The sequence below is a fragment of the Pseudotamlana agarivorans genome (assembly GCF_001642835.1).
GTDB classification, from domain to species: domain Bacteria; phylum Bacteroidota; class Bacteroidia; order Flavobacteriales; family Flavobacteriaceae; genus Pseudotamlana; species Pseudotamlana agarivorans.
The window spans coordinates 59,702-80,289 of the sequence record NZ_LXEI01000006.1 but is presented as its reverse complement, the minus strand read 5'-3'; the positions used below and the strand labels follow the sequence as shown (position 1 = coordinate 80,289).

Here is a 20,588-nt window from a genome sequence, read left to right as displayed (position 1 = left end):
GTGTGTTATATCTGAAAGTTAATAAAATAGAAAAGAATATCAGTTTCATTCAAATGATTACATATACCATTTTGGTCTAAGTCGAAAAAAAAAACCAGACCAAAATGGTAATAACTTTAATGGTTTGATTTATTGATTTTTTATTTCAATGCCATTAATTTTCTTGCTGTTAGGGCTAAGTCATTTTCATTTATTTCTGGTTTTGCAGCGAGTGGATATAATTGAGCGCCAGGTCTACTGATAAATGCAGCTCTCCAACCTGCCCAAATGGCACCAGCAATATCCCAACCGTGAGCCGCTACTAATAAGCACTCGGAAGGATTCACCCCCATTTTTCTTGCTGCCCAATCGTAGGCATCTGTATGTGGTTTAAATTTCCCTATATCTTCAATACTTAATCTTTCATCAAAATATTCGATTAATCCTGCGTTTTCAAACTGTGTTTGCACACCTTTGTTGGATGAGTTGGTAAACGACACCAATTTATATCCAGCCTCTTTTAATGCTTTTAGGGAATCTTTTACTTCGGGATGAGTCGGTAAAGACCGAATTGGTCCTAAAATAGCTTCACGTGCTTCTTTTTCGGTGACTTTAATACCATGATTTGCTGCTACCATTTGTAAAGCAGCCGAACCAATAATACCAAAATCATTGTATTGTCTTCCCACTGTAGAAACCAATGAATATTGAAGCATCGTAGTAAACCAAAGCGGCAATAATTCGCTTCTACCATTAAGCACATTTCCCACGCTTTTTTTCATGGCTGTTAGGTCTAATAATGTTTCGTTAACATCAAAAAACAAAACCTTAGGTCTGATTGAGGTATCCATTTTGATTACCTCTTCAGGTTTTGTTGCTCCAAATGCTATTCCTGGTAATGTTGCTCCTGTAACGCCAAGTATTGCCGATTTTTTTAAAAAGTTTCTTCTAGTTCCTTCCATATAATATGTGTTTTTAAAAACATTTCTGTTGGTATGTTTTTGATTAAAAAAAATTATGATTTTAATTGATTAATATATAATTCTAAACCAGAAATATATTGATCCAGTATGACATCATCCTCATATATTTTTCTGATTCCTCTAATACCTTCAAAAGCACTAATTAAATAAACGGCTACCGATTCGCTAGGCGTATCATTTTTAATAGTCCCCTCTGCTTTGCCTTTTTCTATCAATGTAACCAAGGCAGACTTCCACTTGTCTATGATACTTTTTAAAGCTAATTGGTAACCAACTTCATCATGGTCAATTTCGTTAATGAAGTTATTCATTGGACATCCATTTTGCTTATCGTATAAAGGGAAAGATCTAATTCTGTTTAAAAAGGTGTCCTTTAAAATGTCAATGGCATGACCAGGTTCAAAAAGCGGCATAATCATCCCATCATGCACACGCTTTTGTATTTTTTGTTGAATAACCTCCAGTACAAGTTGTTGTTTATTTTTGTAGTGATGATAAAATGCACCTTTTGTCATTTTCGTAGCTTTCATGACATCATTAATACTGGTAGCTTTATAACCATTTTCGTAAAATAGCTTAAACGCCTCATGCACAATGTGCTGTTTCGTTAACTCCGATTTTAATTCTTGTTGCATGGTACAAACTTAAAAATAAATACCACTTGGTATGTTTCCCCCAAAGGCTTTAACAATTTTTTATAGTTTAAACAACAATTTGATGAGAGTACTATAAATAAGAAAAGCTTGCGGATTGTTGTAATTTTAATGCATGATGTTGATTTTTGGGCTTGTTACACATGGTAATACTATGATTTAAGAGTTGATAAAGCATAGGTGTTAGAAAATAAAGGCGGATAAGAGTATAAACTCAAATTACTTACGAAATAGATTGTAGCGGTTCCATTTCATGTAAAATCGACCCTTTCAAATTACTAATTTTTAATAAGTTAGTATTTTTTCGTAACTTTTGTTTTCGTTAGGAGAATGATAATTTGCTTCAAATCAATCATATAAAGTATAATTATTAAAAAAAATGTATCCTATGAAAACAGTAAAACCAATACTAATCCTTCTGATATTATATTTGAGCTTTTCAAATCATGCTTTAGGACAAGCTTTAACAGAAGCGCAAAATCAATCTGCTCAAGAATTATATGATTTTCATATAAAGAAAAAGAAAACCAATAATACCGTTGCTTGGATTGTATTAGGCAGTGGAGTAGCAATGATTGTTGGAGGTTATGGAATTAATATGAGCGGAGGCATTATTGATAATGATTCTACAAATAACAATAAAGGACTTTGGTTATCTTATTTGGGTGGCGCTGTTACTGTTGCCAGTATACCACTATTTATTTCAGCAGGAAAGCATAAAAGAAAAGCTAAAATTCAATTACAAAACGGAGCAATAGGATTTGATCACAATATTAATTATTCAGCCGTTTCTTTAACCTATTCATTTTAATAGCCACTTTAAGTGATTAAATACTGCTTAAAAATCACTTCTGCTTATTGATGAGCGCAAGTTTTTAAATATTGTTCAGAGTGCGTGTGCTTTATTTAGTCAACAAAAGTTTCCTTTATCACCGCTTTACATTTTTCTATTTCGATTTTGTCAGATTTTCAAAAACGATGGTGTATTATTTTAATTCCATTCCTCAAGGTTTTCGTCGTCGAACACATCGTTCATTAGCAACTTATCATCTCCGTTTTTACTCATATTTTTAAATTTCTGTTCCCAATTATTTCTTGGAGAAGGAATAGGTTTAAGAATTATCTGCCCTTTTTCTAGAATGAGTTCCACTTTGTCCTTGATATTATATTTTTTCAGAATGGTCTGACTTAAACAAAGTCCTTTTGAATTTCCTATTTTGATTATTGATACTACCACAATTGCTACACGATATTATAAAATAAGTACATTCTGTTAGAATATAAAAATTTGTTACGTTTTAATACAAGCGGTTTTATTTTTGTTTTCTAACATATTTAAGCACCTAAATTAGTTTGATTTAGATGTAAATTACCCCATTTATTCTTTATCCGAAGTCAAAAACTCAATAGCGGTTTGAAGCACGACATCTTCACATTGTTGTTTTTTTAATTCATTTTCTAGGGTAATTGGCACGCGAATATCAGGTGTCACACCTTTTCCTTCCAAATTAACCTCCTTGGTATTTGCAAAATAGGTTTGACCACCTGTGTAAGTAAACATTTGTTTTTTAGGTAATGTAACCACCGCTAAAATACCACCAGCGCCTTCAGTTCCATGTTCTGCTATAACGGTTGCTCTGTTTTGAGATTGTAAATATTGTGAAAAATATTCGGCTGCACTAGCCGATTTATCATCCACTAAAACAACTATTTTACCAGGGTAATAGAGGTTTGAGTTAGGTGAGTAGATTTTCATATTATTACTCCCTGCCTTTATAAATTCGTGCTGTCTCGGATCGTAATTATATAAATCTAACCAATTAAGCGGTGCTGGATTTTGCTCTGGAAAAAAATAAGAAGTCATCGTATACATCAAAATAAGAAGGCCTCCAGAATTACCTCTTAAATCTATAATTATGCCTTTTCTATCATTTACTTTTAATAAAAAATCCTCGTAGGTCGCCAAAGTCACAGGTATTTCCTCGAAATTTTTCCAGCGGATGTAGCCAATATTGCCCTCGTTGAAAAACTTATAACTTATTTGTGAATCAGTAGCATTACGGTCGCAAGATTTTTCGGAATAAGTGAAACTGTCAACATCCTGGGTAACTAATTGAACTTTTTGAGGTTTCGTTTGATTAGGATTCTTAAAAGCTACAGCAACATTGGTGCCTATCGGGAAATTGAAAAAGAAGTTTATGCGCTCTAAAGCAATAGATTCATCTGTGCCTTTACTAGTATTAATGGGGATATCCTCCATACGCTCTGCAGGTTTCTTTCCATTAACACTTACGATTTCGGTACCTACTACCCAACCTACTTTTTGGGCTGGTGAGTTTTCTGTTATATTGGTTAACACAAAACGACCATCTGTTAGTTCGACAACAGTTACACCAAGCGATCCGCCCCAAAGTTCCCCCAGTTTTTTATAGTACTTACTCACCAAGGCCATATCATAACTCGATGTTTGTACGTGGGCATCTTTAAGTGAAATAGATAGGTCTTTTATAGCAATAAAATAATCTCCAGTATCCTTTCTTTTTTCCGCGGCTTCTATCTCATCCAGATACTTGGCTCTAATTTTTTCCCAATCGAGGTTTCTCTTTTTTGTATAGGCATAGCGTTCTTTTAGGAGATCGATAAGTGCATTATAAGCTTCAACCAAGCCCATTTGAGAAAAATCTGGGGTATCGTTTTTGGCTGTTGGCTCCAATAAATCCATAACACCATTAGAGTCACGACTAAATTGAATAGAACCATCACCTTTTATAGTGGCCAAAGTATAGCCTGTTTCCAGATTGGTTACTTCGTCATCGGCTGTAAACATTTTTTTATCCTTTCCCCAATTTTTAGGGAATACCTGCTTATTGTCGGATGCATAAATTAAAAGGGTGCCTTTTGAAATTTGTTCCGTTTCAGAATTTAATGTTACCGATTGATACCCGTTTTGTTCTAATTGATCTAAATAGGAATCGCCATACATATTGAGCCCTATTTGCGCATAAAAAACTTGAACACCTTGTTTCGAACTGTTTTTCTTATCAAAATTGACGAACCTCGCATTTGGTTGGATGGGTAAATCTATTTCGAAGGTTGTTGGTGAAGGATAAATGGGACTTGTAGAGCGTCCTAAAATCTGACTTTTTATAGGTACAAATAAACTATCGGCATCGCCTTTAATAGCATAGGAAAAATCCATTAAGGCAAAGGTGGGACTATGGTAGTATTTAGGAATCAAATAACTTTTATAATCTAGTTTTCCTGATATTTTCTTTACACCATTTCCTGATTGTGCTTCCACCCCACTACCTAAAAACAAAAGTACTAACGGCAAAATTGCGAGTTTAAAAATTTTAAAATCTAGATGTTGTTTTGCTTTCATTTGATTGGTGTTGTTTATTTGAATTTTGAAGAACTGTGCTAGTGCTTTACATAGGAGCCAATGTTGCTAACAGTGATTTTGTATTCATTTTTATTTCAAATTATTAGGTTAAAATTCACCATACTTATACACTAGTATAACTAGTGTTCCATAAAACAAAATTAAATTTAGTATAACAAAAAGAAAACGTTTGAATTTGGTCAATTCAAAAGCTTTGGAGTTCCAAATAATAACTAATGTATGATATAGAATATAAAAATATTGTTCAGTTCTATTATTATTTACTGTTAAACTCAAAATTACTGATATTGGAAAAAAAACAATTACCCATAAGCTTACATTGTAAATATTTAAAATTAGATGTTCATACAAATTTTCTTGAATTGTATATAGAGTAAAAAACTTGAAAGGGTTAATAAGAGAATATTTACTAATAAAATCACGAATTGTGAAGAAATATTACCCGTTACTACAATACCCAGAAAATCATTTGCTATTGAATAGTGTAATACAAGAAATAAAGATGCTATAGTTAAGAATTTTCCTGGACTGTAATAAAATTTCCGAAATCCATTCCAATAATTTAAAACTAATGTTTTGGGTTGGCTTAAACCAATTCGAATGTTTAGTAAAAAAGATTTTTCTAATGAAAAAATACTGTCAAATAAATCACCTAAAAATGTAGTGAAATTAATTCTTTTGTCTTTATAATATTGTCCGCAGTTTGGGCAATATTTCTCATTTATTTCACTTGAACATACAGAGCATTTCATATTCCTATTTTTAATTCAAGTTTCACTTCGTACATTGTTTACCACGGCTTAGGCTATGATTAATACGGAAATAAAAAAGAAATTAAATTCCGATTAAGCACTTAGGCAAAACTTTTTATTTTGTTTTATCTTCTTTGTTCTAAAGCCAAATCAAAAGGTTTGGCGGATATTCTAAAAATACACTAAACTTTGGATTAGACACCTATACCCGTATTAATTATAGCGAATGTTAGCCAAAGTTTTTATCTAAAACTCTGTTCAGCTGGAAATTCTGATATAGGTAATATTCCACTAGATGATATAAAAGATTTAAGTATTCTTTCCCTTTTAGATGAACTTAAATAAAACGGTGTAGAATTTCTTAATACACTATAAATGTAATCATGATAGTTGTCAAAAGATTCATAGTCTTCCGCGACTACTTGTACCATTCGTAAGTTTCCATTGTTTATGGTTTCCGTAATTTCTTCAGTTAATAAACCATCTGGTATTTCGGGAAGTATAACTTCTGTAGAAGCACCATCAAATATGCATTCTATATTCAGGTTTAAGTTATAGTTATCCAATCTCACTCTTCCAACTTCATAATCTTCCACACCATGAAACGTCACATTATTATCATAAAATGATGCCGATACTGTTTTGTTTGGCACTACGATTTCTGAAGGAGGCAACCCTACACCAAATAGGGAATAATTAGTAAATGATAAAGAATATGCCATTTTTTCAAAAATATTGGCGTAGGAAAAATAATGGTTGCCGCCAAAACCAAAGGCAGGAATATAACTTGCATAAATTTCATGCCCAGCCATATTATTAAAATATAATTCTTTTTCATAACCATAAAGTAATAATAATGGTAATTCACCAGGCACATTTGTTGTAAGCTGTTTGTATTCTACATTATCCGTATTAAAATTGATTTCATCCAATAATGTTACTTCAGATAAATTATCAATTAACATCCATTTATAACTGTCGTTTATGACATCAGCTCGGTCGTAATATTTAATAAAAACATTTTCAGAGCTTAAATCGTTATTAAATTTGGAAGTATAATGTCCAGATAACTTATTATCAATACGTACCATAGAATACCCTAATCCCCTAGCACTTAGTATATCATAATTCAAGTTATTTGTGGCAACATCTACCACTTTACCCTCTACCGGAAATGCACCTTCTTTAAATTGTATACCTCCTTCTAGCATAGATGGCGTAACATTTGAATATACAAACAAGTTATACACAACATCACTGTAAACCATAATAAAAGTAAGTGTATAAGGAGTGTCTTTATCAAAACTCTCTTTGGTGTAAAAAGTAATATCTTCTTTAACATTAGCATGAGTTTTTACTTCTATAACCTTGCCGTTAATATCGGATAGAACAACATGACATTTTGCTGTACCACGTTTAAAGTTATCCGGAAAGGAAATGGCAAAAATTTCCTTTTCCTCAATTTCTTCTTCCTCAATTTCCTCAATCTTACTATCGGATGAACACGAACAAATTAAAATAAAAGTAAGAAGTAATAATTTTAAGTTTTTCATTTATCTATTGTTTTAAATTTTTGCTAACGGCTTAGGTTATGGTTTGTAGCATGTTACAGCAATGATTTTAATTTTCAAGCAATTCATTAATCATTTTTGGAACTTCTTTTTCAGGAGTGGGATAATTATGCAATTCTTTGTTTTTGTAAATACTAAAATTGGATTTAGCTAAAATTTCATCTCCATTTGGTGAAATAAACAATATCTCAAGTTCGTCAAGAATCTTTTTGAAATCCCATCTCCATTTGTCTTTATATTCAACAATCAGGTCAAAGTCTTTTGGTTCTTCTCCCTTTTTTCCAATAATAGCTTTAATTCCGTGATTCTCCAGTTCTTGTTTAATTATGGTGTCCGTATTTCCGATGACTTTAGTTTTTTCTAGTTCATCATCGATTGGTGGAACGTAACCACCATATTGAAATCTTCCAAATTTAAATTTTATGTATTCCGAATTTTCTGAAGATATGATATAAGCTCTCTTAAAGCTGTCTTTATTTTGATTAGAATATTTTATTGTATCAATAGTTCCTTTGCAACCACCTAAAATCATTGTTATAATGATTAGATTCAATAAAACGAGGCTTTTTTTCATTTAAGCTGTTTTTTAATGTTACACAACGGTTTAACCTATGGTTTCGTTGCGGAATGGTTCATCCAGACTATTCCGGCGTAAACCAAAGCTAGCCAATACACAGGAATTTCCTCTCAGAAATTCCGTCCTAATAAACTATAAGCAGTGCTGTAAGCCGACTTTTTTTATTTTTAAAATTTGCACCAAGTTTTTTTGGGTTCTATGGGTAGAATTTCTTTTTCAATTAATCAAAGCCGCCGTAATTGCGGTTTTGCTTTGTTGTAGCAAGTTTTTTTACCTATTATCATTAGATTTATAAATTTACTTCTTAATAATTTTATAAATCCGTTCAAAACCAAATTTACTTTCTTTTATAGCAAAAAAGTAAACTCCACTATTGAAAGAGGAAAGATCTAGGTTGTTTTCTGAAGTATTTTTTTCAAAAATTAATTTTCCATCTTGAGAAAAAAGTTTTACGTTATAGATATTGTTTGCACTACTATTCCAACTAACAGAATTCACGAAAGGATTAGGATATATTTTTAATTGATTTAAATTATCGCTACTTCTAATTTCTTGAACTCCTAAAGTTTCCGAAACATTTTGATAAACAGATATTAATCCATTATATCGAGAAAAGTTGTCAATAAATAAATCCTCTTTATCATCATTGTTATAATCAAATAAAACAATATCACCTCTAGATCTTCGGCTTGAACCGTCGTAATATGCTGTATAAGAATCAATTTCAACCTTATGAAAATTTAAGTAGTCTGTTGTTCTATAATAAAAGATATTATTCTTGTATGATTTCACATCATAGTTCCAAGCATATATTTCATATAAACCATCACCATCATTATCGTAAAATTCAACATCTTCAATATTCAAATTTTCAATCATAATTGAATCAAAGTTATTTTGACCATCATTTTTGAAAAATAACAATGGATAGTCATAATATTGATTCGTATCTATGTTGTATACAAAAAAATCTAAATCACCATCTTGATCAAAATCCTTTATTTTTAAATTACTATTGGCATAATCACCTGTAAACTTTGCCAAACTTTTACCAGAAAATTTTGCGCCCTGATTCTCTAACAAATTCACTTCTGTTATCCATTCACCGTTTTCCTGAAAATAATAATTCAAAATCAATATATCCGTTTCACCGTCATTATTAAAATCATCAAAAGCGAAAGTAACTGGCGAAATAGTTTCAACACCATTAATTATTAAAGGTTGTAATGTCCCGAAATCGACACCATCAATATTTTTTACCCAATAAATCCCGCTATTGTATGTATAATCAAATGTATTGTAAAAGATCAAATCTTTATAAAAATCACCATCTATGTCCGCAAAATAAACATCAGTTGCAAAAAAATTATTTGGAAGGTTAAGGGATTGAATAAATTCAAAATTATCGTTTCCTGAATTTTTAAAAAGTTTAACACTATCTGTTGAACTCTCAAAATCAATTACATCGCCTATGCCATCATTGTTAAAATCAATTATATTGTAATTTGGGTAAGAGACGGTATTAGGATTTGCCTCTACTCCAATTAAATTTTGCATTTCGCTTAATTCATTATTAGGTGTTTTTTCAAAAAAACCTAATCCACTTTTACCTACGCATAGATCTTCAACACCATCACCATTCATATCAATAACGGAAAAATCATTTGGGGTTATAGCCTGCTGAATGCAAATAGTCTTGTCTACAGGATCATTTATATTATGATTGATAAGAATCATGTCATTTTGATTAGAGCTAGTCGTGAAGGTGAAATCTATGCTATCATCGTTATTTAGGTCTAAAAATTTAAATTGACTTAAACTAAGTGAATTTAACTCAAAATTTGCCAATACTATCTCTACATCTCCAAATACACCATCTTGTATTTGGAATTTGTATATGTTAGATTGATTTTGTGTGTTTCCGGCTATATAAACTGAATACATGCCATTCTCATTATTTTCAACATGAACCTCATAGTGGCTATTAGCATTTAAAGAAATATTATCAACAACCATCATATCCTTTAATACAATATATTCATCTTCCTCTAGATCTTCACCCCCTTTTAAATCAAAATATTTCGCCCAAATCGCGCCATCCTTGAAATACAAAATATCTTTAAATCCATTTCCGTCTAAATCCAATATGCCAAATGATCTTAGGGAAGATGTGCAGTCTAGTGCTATAGGATGAAAGAAGTCCTTAATATTTTCATCATACAAGTGAATCTTTATTTTATTATAATCCCAAATATAGAAATCCAAATCTCCATCATTGTCAAAATCATCAATTTTATAAATGAAGTTAAAAGTACCTACCGGAATTAAAAACTCAGCGGGCTTCAAGCCACCCGATTGATTGTTTAGCAACAAGTAAGCATCTTCATTATTATTTATAACAACCAAATCCATGAAGCCGTCACTATTGTAATCAACTTTTATTGGATCGATCGTGTATGAGCCATTAAAACTCTGAACTATTTCCTCGTTACTAAACGAGTCATTCTGTAAATTATACAAAACACCAATTTTATCAAACTGTCTATAGGTTATTAAGTCGGGAAAACCATCATTATTTAAGTCTAAAGATATAATAGGATTTTTTCCAGAATCAATCAAAATTGATGGATCAATATTAAAAATTCCATTTTGATTTTTCTGAAGTAAAACATTAGATGAATTAATGGTACCATGTTTTATGATATCCAAATCATTGTCATTGTCGAAATCGTCATAAATAATATTAGTACTTACAGTAAAAAAATCATAAATGTTGACTTTATCTTCAAATCTTATTTGCCCAAAAGTTGTATTGAATACAAATAGCATTAAATTAAAAATTAAAAATTTCCTCATTATAGGTGTTGGAGTTTTATAAATTAAATAACTTCAATTAATATTGACATAGTTTCTTGTTTCGATTGACACTGTTGAAATTTTCTCCAACAAAAGTATATCAAACATATACTCCTTTAAAATTTTTAATTCAACCCTAAAAATCAAAATCTATACAATTTTGGGGCTAATCTTAAAAAAAGATGATGGTATGTTTTTCACAACCATCATCTTTTATGTTTTTTAATATTTTAATGTTATCAACCAAGTATCATGGTTTTTCAGGTCTTAAACTTTATACTCCTGCCCCTAGCCCTGATTGTAGTGGCATCCTTTTTTGCCACTTAAAGGGCGAAAAAGACCTGCCTTGCCGGCAGGCAGATAAAACGGAAAGCAGGTTTCTGCTCCTGAAAAAAATTATGACATCTTTAATCAGCGTTTTCAATGCTTTTATAGGCTTCGATGACTTTTTTAACGAGTTTATGACGAATCACATCTTTATCGTCTAGGAAAATCATACCTACACCTTCCACATTTTTTAAGATGAGTAAAGCTTCTTTAAGTCCGGAAATGGTACGGCGCGGTAAATCGATTTGACCAGGGTCGCCCGTTAATAGGAACTTGGCGTTTTTTCCCATACGAGTTAAAAACATTTTCATTTGGGCGTGGGTGGTGTTTTGCCCTTCATCTAAAATCACGAAGGCATTATCTAAGGTTCGTCCACGCATAAATGCCAATGGCGCGATTTGAATGGTACCGTTTTCAATATAATGCGCGAGTTTTTCTGGAGCAATCATATCCCTTAGCGCATCGTATAAAGGCTGCATGTAAGGGTCCAATTTTTCTTTTAAATCGCCCGGAAGGAATCCTAAATTCTCTCCGGCTTCTACGGCTGGACGGGTTAAAATGATACGCTTAACTTCTTTGTTTTTTAAGGCTTGAACCGCCAAGGCTACGCCGGTATAAGTTTTTCCTGTTCCTGCTGGACCAATGGCAAAAACCATATCATTTTTACGCATAAGCTCTACCATTTTACGCTGATTTGGTGTTTGGGCTTTTATGAGTCGGCCGCTAACCCCATGAACGATAACTTCGCCACTTTTTTCGGAGGTGGTATAATCATCGCTACTTTGACTGGTTAAAACACGCTCGATAGCATTTTCGTCGAGCTTATTATATTTTGCAAAATGCTTTAGGAGCATAGTGAGGCGTCTATCAAATTCTTCCAGCAATTCTTCATCGCCAAAAGCTTTAATTTTATTCCCGCGGGCTACAATTTTTAATTTAGGAAAGTACTTTTTAAGAAGTTCAATATTCGTGTTTTGGGCTCCAAAAAAATCTTTTGGAGAAATCTCTTCAAGTTCGATGATTATTTCGTTCAAAGGCGTGGTTTTAGGTTAAAAATTAATGTATAGCTGTTCTGTTATTTTTCTGTGCTTCTAATTTAATGAATAAGATTTTATGGCCTCATATTTTTCATTTAAATTATAAAAACGAAAATGAAAATTTGTAGGTTTGTATCTTATTCATGACTCTCTCAAATTTAAGTAAAATTGAGGGACTTAACGTTAAAAACATATCAACAATTTGCCCATGGCAATTATTACACTAACAACCGATTTCGGAGAGAAAGACTACTTTGCTGGCGCTACACGAGGCGCTATCTACAGTGAACTTTCTAATGTTAAGATTGTTGATATCTCACATGCTGTATCGCCTTTTAACATACCTGAGGCGGCTTACATCATTCAAAATGCTTACAACAGTTTTCCTAAAGGCACCATACATATTATTGGTATTGATTCGGAACTCAATCCCGAAAACAAACACATCGCTGTTAAGCTAGATGGACATTATTTTGTGTGTGCTAACAATGGCATTATGAGTATGATTTGCTCGGAAATTGCTCCAGAACAAATTGTAGAAATTAATATTCACGATAAAATAACAAGCAGTTTTACAGTATTGGATGTTTTTGTGCAGGTGGCCTGCCATATAGCTCGTGGTGGTACGTTAGATGTGATTGGAAAAAACATTTCGGGTATTAAGCCTATTAAAAACATTACACCTTACGTTAATGACGATAAAACCCAAATTATTGGTTCGGTGATTTATATTGATAACTACGGAAATGTGGTGACCAATATTAAGCGTCATTTTTTTGAAAGCGTACAAAAAGGAAGACGTTTTGAAATTACAGCGCGTCATTACACCTTTAAAACTATATATCATAAATACAGTGATATTGTTAATTTTGACATTCCAGAAAACAAACGTCATGATGAAGGCAGACGCTTAGTGGTTTTTAATTCTGGTGATTTTTTAGAAATTGCCGTTTATAAAAGTAATAGCGCCACCGTTGGTAGTGCTTCTACCCTTCTCGGACTCGGACTAATGGACGCGATAAGCATTAAGTTTATTCCAGATCCTATTAATTTACAGGATGTCGATTACCCGCAGCAGGTTCATAAAATTTCTGATTTCGAATAATAATAAAAGGGTTATGTTTGTTAGAATAAGGAAAAATGACGGGAGACAGATGAAGATTGACGGAAGACCGATGACAGGAGACGGGAGAAAAGTGACAGATGAAGAATGACGGAAGACAGATAACGGGTGACTGATGACTGGTGACGGCAGCCAAAAACCAAAAACCAGTAACCAGTAACCAGTAACTAATAGAAACTTTTAACTTTTAACTTTTAACTTTTAACTTTTAACAAAACTAAATGTTCGCCATATTAAGAAAAGAAATAAATTCATTTTTTGCCTCGCCAATTGGATATTTGGTTATTGCTATTTTTTTAACGCTTAACGGCTTATTTCTGTGGTTGTTTAAGGGGGAATTCAATATTCTAGATTATGGTTTTGCCGATTTGTCTTCTTTTTTCTTACTAACACCATGGATTTTAATTTTCTTAATTCCGGCCGTGACAATGCGAAGTTTTTCAGATGAAAAAAAGCAAGGCACTTTGGAGCTATTGCTTACCAAGCCCATTTCATTATTCCATATAGTTTTAGGGAAATATTTTGGCGCTTTTGCACTTATTCTTATTGCGCTCATACCTAGCTTATTATACGTTTACACGGTTTACGAACTTGGGAATCCTGTTGGGAATTTAGATATGGGCAGCACTATGGGATCGTATTTCGGACTCCTATTTCTCATCGCGGCTTATACAGCCATTGGTGTATTTTCATCGACTTTATCCGACAATCAAATTGTAGCTTTTATTACGGCTGTTTTTATATGTTTTATTTTTTATATCGGTTTTGAAGGTGTTGCCGACTTCCTTTCTAATGATTTCATTAATCAATTAGGCATGAGCGCGCATTTTAAAAGCATGAGTCGTGGTGTGATTGACACGAGAGATTTGGTCTATTTTATAAGCTTAACGCTATTCTTTTTAATGCTAACTAAAATAAATTTGAACAAAGCATAACCATGGTTTTAACTCCGCTTTTTATTATATCAATACTTATTGTATTCGTTCTGGTTTGGTTGTTTGTTAATACTATAGATAAACGCAAATGGCTCACTTTTATAGTCAGTTTGGCCTTAACCCCTTTGGCCTACTTTTATGTTTTTTATCCCGTTATCAATATTTTTAGCAACTACCATCATGAAAAGTATTTCAATGCTGAAGCTTGGGAGGAAGATCCCGAATTGCGTTTTGAGATGCTCAATAATATTATAGAAGACAGTTTACTTATTGGAAAACCCAAAAGTGAAGTAAAACAACTACTTGGTGAAAGCGAATGGTATGGTTGGGATGATAGCATCAAAGCCAATTCTGAAGACCAATGGAATTATAATTTAGGGTTTAAGCCTGGTGCCTTTAACAAAGACCAGGAATGCATTGAATTGCTGTTTACTAACGACAAAGTAACTGCCCTAAGAACCTACAAATTAGAGAAAACCTTTGAATAACACTATCAAAAATATAGCCCTACTTATAATCGCCTTAATTGGGATTAACCTCATAAGCAGTTTTGTTTTTGAACGTTTTGATTTGACTGCCGATAAACGTTATACCTTAAGCCCTTCAGCCATTGAAACTATAGAACATGTTGATGCGCCGCTTATTATTGATGTGTTTTTAGAGGGTGATGATTTCCCTTCGGAATTTAGACGCCTTAAAAAGGAAACTCAACAACTCCTTGAAGAGTTTTCTGCTGAAAACAAAAACATCATTTTCAACTTTATTAACCCTGTTGAAGATGAAGACACCCGCGAGCGTAACATACAGCAACTTACTCAACGCGGTTTAACCCCTATGCAGTTAAGTGTTACCGAAAGTGGAAAATCGTCAAAGGCCATTATTTTTCCTTGGGCCCTTGCCAGTTATAACGACCAAACGGTTATTATTCCGTTAGTAAAAAACAAAATTGGGGCCACCCAGCAAGAGTTGGTAAGCAATTCGGTGCAACACCTGGAATATGCTTTTGCCGATGGTTTTAGCAAACTAACTACGCCTAAAAAACGTAAAATTGCCATCTTAAAAGGTAATAAGCAACTTGAAGATCGATACATCGCCGATTTTGTAAAAAAAATAGGCAATTACTACTTTATTGCACCCTTTACACTGGATAGCATTACTAACAATCCGCAAAAAACGCTTCAAGATTTAGAGGCTTACGATTTAATCATCTCGGCGAAACCTACCGAAGCTTTTTCCGAAGAAGAGAAGTACGTTTTAGATCAATACACCATGAACGGCGGCAAAAGTTTGTGGCTTATCGATGCCATTGCCATGGAAAAGGACAGTTTATACAACGATACCGGCAGTAACGTCGCCATCCCCAGAGATTTAAACCTAACAGATTTTTTCTTTAAATATGGAGCTCGTGTGAATCCCGAAATGGTAAGCACCCTATATTCAGCACCCATTACTTTAGCCATTGGTGAAGGGAGTCAGTCGCAATTTCAGCATTTACAATGGCCCTACTCCCCGCTTGCAGGAAGCCAGAGCAACCACCCTATTGTAAACAACTTGAACTTGGTAAAGTTTGATTTTGCAAACCCAATCGACACCTTAAAAAACAACATAAAAAAGACCATTCTGTTGCAGTCGGCACCTCTATCAAAATTAGAAGGTACTCCGAGAAAAATTAGTTTAGAACTGGTTACTAAGGAACAAAATCCGCAACTTTTTAATGCCGGAAACCAAAATTTAGCCGTTTTACTCGAAGGCGCATTCAACTCGGTTTACAGTAACCGAATCAAGCCTTTTGAGCTTTCAAACTCAAAAAATAAAAGTGTGCCAACAAAAATGATTCTAATCGCCGATGGTGACATTATAAAAAACGATGTGATACGAAATGTGCCGCAAGAATTAGGTTTCGACCGCTGGACGGGCCAAACTTATGGGAACAAAGAATTTTTACTCAATGCCGTAAATTATTTGCTAGATGATAACGGACTTATAAACATTCGGTCGAAAGAAATTGCCGTTGCCTTTTTAGATCAGCAAAAAATAGCTGCCGAAAAAACCAAGTGGCGCCTTATAAACATCGTACTACCACTGGTTTTACTCGCGATTTTCGGCATGGCTTTCAACTATATCAGAAAGAAAAAATACGCCGCTTAAATGTTAATAAGTTTGTTTCCAAATATAAGCCGTTTAGAATATATTTGTATGAAGCATAATGTCAATAAAAGCTAGGTTTATTTATTTTTAATGATTTGTGTGAAACTGCTAGTTTATTTTTAAGAAAACTACAGGAACATATTGAAAATCAGCTTAGCAAACATAATATTCTCAGATGAAATTTATAGTATCAAGTACTTATTTATTAAAGCAATTACAGGTTTTAGGAGGTGTGATTAACAGTTCGAATACCTTACCTATTTTAGATAATTTTTTGTTTGAACTAGACCAAAACGAACTTACCGTTTCTGCTAGCGATTTAGAAACTACTATGGCTTCTAAATTAGACGTTGAAAGCGATAGTCAAGGTAGCATTGCTATTCCTGCGCGTTTGCTCTTAGATACTTTAAAAACCTTTCCTGAGCAGCCTTTAACTTTTGTGGTTGAAGACAACAACACCATCGAAATTAGTTCTAACCATGGTAAATATGCTTTAGCTTACGCTGATGGCAAAGAATTCCCAAAGGCTGTGGCTTTAGAAGACCCAAGTAAAACCGTAGTAACTGGCGATGTTTTAGCAACTGCTATTAGCAAGACTATTTTTGCCGCTGGAAACGATGATTTACGTCCGGTAATGAGTGGTGTCTTTTTTCAGTTTTCTACAGAAGGCTTAACTTTTGTTGCTACCGATGCGCATAAGTTAGTGAAATACACACGTGAAGATATTAAAGCCAATCAGGTTGCCGAATTTATTATGCCTAAGAAACCTTTAAATCTTTTAAAAGGTATTTTAGCTGCTAGTGAAGACGAAGTAGCCATTGAATACAATGAGTCTAATGCCAAGTTTACTTTTGAAAATTCAGAGTTAATTTGCCGACTAATTGATGGTAAATATCCAAATTACGAAGCAGTTATTCCAAAAGAGAATCCGAATAAACTAGTGATTAGCAGAAATCAATTTTTAAACTCGGTACGCCGTGTTAGTATTTTCTCTAACAAAACCACACACCAAATTCGTTTAAAAATTGCTGGTGCCGAACTTAATATTTCTGCGGAAGATATTGATTACAGCAATAAAGCCGAAGAGCGTTTAACTTGCGATTACCAAGGTGATGATATGCAAATCGGATTTAACTCACGTTTCTTAACTGAAATGTTGAATAACCTAAATTCTGATGATGTACAACTAGAAATGAGTATGCCAAACCGCGCTGGAATTTTAACACCTGTTGATGGTTTAGATGAAGGCGAACAAGTTACCATGCTAGTTATGCCTGTTATGTTAAACGGATAATTTTTATAATTAGTCTAGAAGAAATTTTAGCTCAAAATATAGAAAAGCAGCATCATAATTTTGATGCTGCTTTTTTGTTTGTTTTCAAACATTTAAATAAATGCACTTACCATGCGACAATTATTAACCACCTCAGGTTAAATTACAATTATTAGCATATTATACAGATGCATCGTATTTTCGAAAATAATATTCACAAGTAGCAATACAAAATCAGTTTAAAACCATGAGGCAAGTCGTAATTATATTAGGCTGTTTACTTTTTGGAGAAGTTGTAGTCCATCTAACTGGCATAAAAATGCCTTCTAGTATTATTGGCATGATCCTATTAACCGTTTTATTAGAATTGGGTTGGATTAAGTTAGCATGGGTAAGCGGATTGAGTCATTTTTTAACCAAAAACATGGCCTTCTTTTTTGTACCGCCTGGTGTAGCCATTATGTTGTATTTAGATTTGATAAAAGCTTCCTTCTGGCCTATTATCGTGGCTTCTACCCTAGGCACCATCATCGTTTTTGCCTGTACGGGCTGGACACATCAGTTGTTTATGAGACATAAAAACACCTTCAAAAAAGGCAAAAAATCATAGATTATGGATGCTGTTTTAAACACCGAAATATTTATTCTCACGCTGACTTTTGTAGCCTATTTTATAGCTCAAAATCTGCAGAAAAAAACCAAGTCCATTTTCTTAAACCCTGTTTTAATTGCCATTATTCTCATTATAGGCTTTTTATGGCTTTTCAAAATCGATATTGAGGTTTACCAAAAAGGCAGTCGTATGATTGAGTTTTTATTAAAACCAGCCATCGTCGCCCTTGGTGTCCCGCTGTATCAGCAATTAGGAAAAATAAAAAAACAAGCCATACCTATTATTGTTTCCCAATTGGTAGGTTGTATTGTAGGTGTTATTTCGGTGGTTTTAATCGCCAAATTTATGGGTGCTCCCAAAGAGATTGTTTTTTCTATAGCACCAAAATCGGTAACCACTCCCATTGCCATGGAAGTCTCTAAAACTTTAGGTGGTATTCCTCCTCTAACCGCTTCTGTAGTGATTCTTTTTGGAATTATTGGCTCTATATTTGGTTATGAAATCATGAAAATAACACGCATTAAAAGCGCTATTTCTCAAGGTATTTCTATGGGTACTGCTGCTCATGTATTAGGCGCGTCCAAATCCATGCAAATTAGTGGGAATTTTGGAGCACTATCCAGTATCGGCCTTATTATCAACGGAGTTTTTACGGCCATATTAGCCCCTTATATCATTTCATTTTTAAGTATCTGGATTACTTTTTAAATCCGTAGAAATGGCATTTTTACTTAAACAGAAAGCGACACTAAATATAACGGCTTAGAATAACAGCCCGAGCACCTGACAACATATAATTAAAAGCACCATGGCAATCGGGTAAACGGTAGCATAGGCCACTGAAGGCGCATCCGTTTTAGTCATGCTATCTACAGCAGCCAAACCTGGCGTACTTGTCATCGATCCTGTTAAAGTCCCTAAAAGCGTTAAAATATTTATTTTGAAAAACATACGGGCTACGATAGCTGCTAAAACCATAGGAATAAAGGTTATTAATCCGCCTATTAAAAACAATTTAATACCATATTGCGAATAGGTTTCAACCAAGGTTGCTCCTGCATTTGTTCCAACAACGGCTAGAAAAAGCATTAGTCCGAATTGTCGTAACAAGTGATTAGAGTTACCACTCATTACCCAAAGCATATTACCTGTTTTTCCTATACGTCCTAAAATCATAGCGACTATAAGTACGCCTCCTGTTAATCCCAAATTAAATTTAAATGCATCTCCAAACGATATAGAAACACCACCTACAAGAATACCAATAACAATACCTAGAGCTAAGGGGAAAAAATCGGTATCAGAAAGTTTACTTTTATTATCCCCAATAAGTCTGGAAATCTGTTTGGCACTACTCTTCTGACTAGAGATCATTAATTTATCACCAATTTGCAATTTAAGGTTAGGATTAGGCGATAAATCGATACCACTACGTCGTACTCTAGTAACCGTAGCATTAAAGGTATTTTTAAGGTTTAATTGCCCTAAGGTTTTATTTACTAATTCTGTTTTTGTTACCAAATATGACTGTACAATATAGGCCTCTCCTAGAGATATTTCAACATCAATCCTAGGTCCAATTAATAATTCTATGCGATTTAATGCGTCTTCGGTCCCCACGACTCTTATATAATCACCTTTATGTAATACCGTATTTTTTTTAGGCACGAAAGCTTCATTTTTATGCTTTATTCTCGAAATCACACCTTTAGTCATCGATCCAACTTGTAAATCTTCAATCGTTCTATCGATAACCCCTTCATTTTCAACAACAAAATTAGCACGTGTAATGGTTTCTAAATTCCCATGCGCCTTTTCTTCGTATTCAGCTTCTTCTTTTGTTAAGTTTATTTTAAAAATTTTAGGATAGAGTTTCACAAATAAAATTACCCCAATAACCCCAAATGGATACGCAATACCATAACCAATGGATGCTAAAGGTGAATGAGTAACATCAATAGCTGTAGCCAAACCAGGGGTACTGGTAAGTGCTCCCGCCATTAAACCTATGGCAATTGACTTATCGATACCTAAGAATTGAATGGAAAGAAAAGTAATAATGGCCGCCGAAAACACTACCAATGCAGCGATTATGACTAGGTTTTTACCATTTTCTTTAAAGGAGTCAAAGAAACCTGGACCGGCTTGTAAACCAATGGTGTAAATAAACAAAATGAGTCCGATTTTTTGTAAAATATCTGGTAAAGCAACACCATAATGACCAAATAATAAGGCAACGAAAATAATAGCAGAAACATCTAACGAAATCCCCTTAATTTTAATGTTTCCTATAATAAATCCGATACAAATAATTAAAAATAAAGCGAGATACGTTGCGTTTAAAAACTCCATCAATTA

At 33.5% G+C, this 20,588-nt stretch carries 17 protein-coding genes; 8 read left to right on the top strand and 9 right to left on the bottom strand.

Annotated elements, in window-relative coordinates:
- Window positions 1-140: 140 nt before the first annotated feature.
- Complete coding sequence (locus tag A6I66_RS08385) at window positions 141-941, bottom strand: haloacid dehalogenase type II (RefSeq protein WP_067147694.1); 801 nt, start codon at window positions 939-941, stop codon at window positions 141-143.
- 53 nt (window positions 942-994) lie between these two features.
- On the bottom strand, window positions 995-1,597 hold the full coding sequence (locus A6I66_RS08380) for a TetR/AcrR family transcriptional regulator (RefSeq protein ID WP_067147691.1): 603 nt from the start codon (window positions 1,595-1,597) through the stop codon (window positions 995-997).
- A 406-nt stretch (window positions 1,598-2,003) separates the two neighbouring features.
- Between A6I66_RS08380 and A6I66_RS08375 the strand changes: the two genes are divergently transcribed.
- Window positions 2,004-2,426: a hypothetical protein gene (locus tag A6I66_RS08375; protein ID WP_067147688.1), complete on the top strand. Its 423-nt coding sequence runs from the start codon at window positions 2,004-2,006 to the stop codon at window positions 2,424-2,426.
- A 180-nt stretch (window positions 2,427-2,606) separates the two neighbouring features.
- Here the strand turns inward: A6I66_RS08375 and A6I66_RS08370 are convergent, their stop codons facing one another.
- The 6 genes from A6I66_RS08370 to A6I66_RS08345 form a co-directional block, all read right to left on the bottom strand.
- Window positions 2,607-2,852: an AbrB/MazE/SpoVT family DNA-binding domain-containing protein gene (locus tag A6I66_RS08370; RefSeq protein ID WP_067147685.1), complete on the bottom strand. Its 246-nt coding sequence runs from the start codon at window positions 2,850-2,852 to the stop codon at window positions 2,607-2,609.
- Between the two features lie 141 nt (window positions 2,853-2,993).
- On the bottom strand, window positions 2,994-4,997 hold the full coding sequence (locus tag A6I66_RS08365; protein ID WP_067147682.1) for a S41 family peptidase: 2,004 nt from the start codon (window positions 4,995-4,997) through the stop codon (window positions 2,994-2,996).
- A 1,015-nt stretch (window positions 4,998-6,012) separates the two neighbouring features.
- Entirely contained in the window at window positions 6,013-7,323 is a 1,311-nt protein-coding gene (locus tag A6I66_RS08360) for a hypothetical protein (protein WP_067147680.1), read from the bottom strand.
- 67 nt (window positions 7,324-7,390) lie between these two features.
- Window positions 7,391-7,915, bottom strand: coding sequence for a hypothetical protein (locus A6I66_RS08355; protein ID WP_157614150.1), 525 nt, complete (start codon window positions 7,913-7,915; stop codon window positions 7,391-7,393).
- 300 nt (window positions 7,916-8,215) lie between these two features.
- The gene (locus A6I66_RS08350; RefSeq protein ID WP_169815719.1) at window positions 8,216-10,747 is read right to left on the bottom strand and encodes a T9SS type A sorting domain-containing protein; all 2,532 of its coding nucleotides are present in this window, start codon (window positions 10,745-10,747) and stop codon (window positions 8,216-8,218) included.
- Between the two features lie 434 nt (window positions 10,748-11,181).
- Window positions 11,182-12,135 carry a PhoH family protein gene (locus A6I66_RS08345; RefSeq protein ID WP_067147670.1) on the bottom strand — a complete coding sequence of 318 codons (954 nt, stop codon included), beginning with the start codon at window positions 12,133-12,135 and terminating at the stop codon, window positions 11,182-11,184.
- A gap of 211 nt (window positions 12,136-12,346) precedes the next feature.
- Here A6I66_RS08345 and A6I66_RS08340 point away from each other — a divergent pair, with 211 nt between their 5' ends.
- The 7 genes from A6I66_RS08340 (at window position 12,347) to A6I66_RS08310 (ending at window position 18,938) form a co-directional block, all read left to right on the top strand.
- Window positions 12,347-13,243 carry an SAM hydrolase/SAM-dependent halogenase family protein gene (locus tag A6I66_RS08340; protein WP_067147667.1) on the top strand — a complete coding sequence of 299 codons (897 nt, stop codon included), beginning with the start codon at window positions 12,347-12,349 and terminating at the stop codon, window positions 13,241-13,243.
- A 239-nt stretch (window positions 13,244-13,482) separates the two neighbouring features.
- Entirely contained in the window at window positions 13,483-14,196 is a 714-nt protein-coding gene (gene gldF, locus A6I66_RS08335) for a gliding motility-associated ABC transporter permease subunit GldF (protein WP_067147664.1), read from the top strand.
- A 2-nt stretch (window positions 14,197-14,198) separates the two neighbouring features.
- Window positions 14,199-14,684 (top strand): hypothetical protein, encoded by a 486-nt coding sequence (locus A6I66_RS08330; protein WP_067147661.1) that lies wholly within the window; start codon window positions 14,199-14,201, stop codon window positions 14,682-14,684.
- Window positions 14,677-16,344 carry a gliding motility-associated ABC transporter substrate-binding protein GldG gene (gene gldG, locus A6I66_RS08325; RefSeq protein WP_084399569.1) on the top strand — a complete coding sequence of 556 codons (1,668 nt, stop codon included), beginning with the start codon at window positions 14,677-14,679 and terminating at the stop codon, window positions 16,342-16,344. The genes A6I66_RS08330 and gldG overlap by 8 nt, the downstream gene beginning before the upstream one ends.
- A gap of 175 nt (window positions 16,345-16,519) precedes the next feature.
- Window positions 16,520-17,638: a DNA polymerase III subunit beta gene (dnaN, locus tag A6I66_RS08320; protein ID WP_067147658.1), complete on the top strand. Its 1,119-nt coding sequence runs from the start codon at window positions 16,520-16,522 to the stop codon at window positions 17,636-17,638.
- 226 nt (window positions 17,639-17,864) lie between these two features.
- A complete protein-coding gene (locus A6I66_RS08315; protein ID WP_067147655.1) occupies window positions 17,865-18,227 on the top strand; it encodes a CidA/LrgA family protein in 363 nt (120 codons plus the stop codon).
- A gap of 3 nt (window positions 18,228-18,230) precedes the next feature.
- Entirely contained in the window at window positions 18,231-18,938 is a 708-nt protein-coding gene (locus A6I66_RS08310) for an LrgB family protein (protein WP_067147652.1), read from the top strand.
- Between the two features lie 54 nt (window positions 18,939-18,992).
- Here the strand turns inward: A6I66_RS08310 and A6I66_RS08305 are convergent, their stop codons facing one another.
- Entirely contained in the window at window positions 18,993-20,582 is a 1,590-nt protein-coding gene (locus tag A6I66_RS08305) for an aspartate:alanine exchanger family transporter (RefSeq protein ID WP_067147649.1), read from the bottom strand.
- Between the last annotated feature and the right edge of the window lie 6 nt (window positions 20,583-20,588).

Bases quoted from the DNA above. Each gene is read 5' to 3' on its own strand.
- A6I66_RS08385 (WP_067147694.1), bottom strand. From the start codon at position 941: ATGGAAGGAACTAGAAGAAACTTTTTAAAAAAATCGGCAATACTTGGC.
- A6I66_RS08380 (WP_067147691.1), bottom strand. From the start codon at position 1,597: ATGCAACAAGAATTAAAATCGGAGTTAACGAAACAGCACATTGTGCAT.
- A6I66_RS08375 (WP_067147688.1), top strand. From the start codon at position 2,004: ATGAAAACAGTAAAACCAATACTAATCCTTCTGATATTATATTTGAGC.
- A6I66_RS08365 (WP_067147682.1), bottom strand. From the start codon at position 4,997: ATGAAAGCAAAACAACATCTAGATTTTAAAATTTTTAAACTCGCAATT.
- A6I66_RS08360 (WP_067147680.1), bottom strand. From the start codon at position 7,323: ATGAAAAACTTAAAATTATTACTTCTTACTTTTATTTTAATTTGTTCG.
- A6I66_RS08355 (WP_157614150.1), bottom strand. From the start codon at position 7,915: ATGAAAAAAAGCCTCGTTTTATTGAATCTAATCATTATAACAATGATT.
- A6I66_RS08350 (WP_169815719.1), bottom strand. From the start codon at position 10,747: ATGCTATTTGTATTCAATACAACTTTTGGGCAAATAAGATTTGAAGAT.
- A6I66_RS08340 (WP_067147667.1), top strand. From the start codon at position 12,347: ATGGCAATTATTACACTAACAACCGATTTCGGAGAGAAAGACTACTTT.
- gldF (WP_067147664.1), top strand. From the start codon at position 13,483: ATGTTCGCCATATTAAGAAAAGAAATAAATTCATTTTTTGCCTCGCCA.
- A6I66_RS08330 (WP_067147661.1), top strand. From the start codon at position 14,199: ATGGTTTTAACTCCGCTTTTTATTATATCAATACTTATTGTATTCGTT.
- dnaN (WP_067147658.1), top strand. From the start codon at position 16,520: ATGAAATTTATAGTATCAAGTACTTATTTATTAAAGCAATTACAGGTT.
- A6I66_RS08315 (WP_067147655.1), top strand. From the start codon at position 17,865: ATGAGGCAAGTCGTAATTATATTAGGCTGTTTACTTTTTGGAGAAGTT.
- A6I66_RS08310 (WP_067147652.1), top strand. From the start codon at position 18,231: ATGGATGCTGTTTTAAACACCGAAATATTTATTCTCACGCTGACTTTT.
- A6I66_RS08305 (WP_067147649.1), bottom strand. From the start codon at position 20,582: ATGGAGTTTTTAAACGCAACGTATCTCGCTTTATTTTTAATTATTTGT.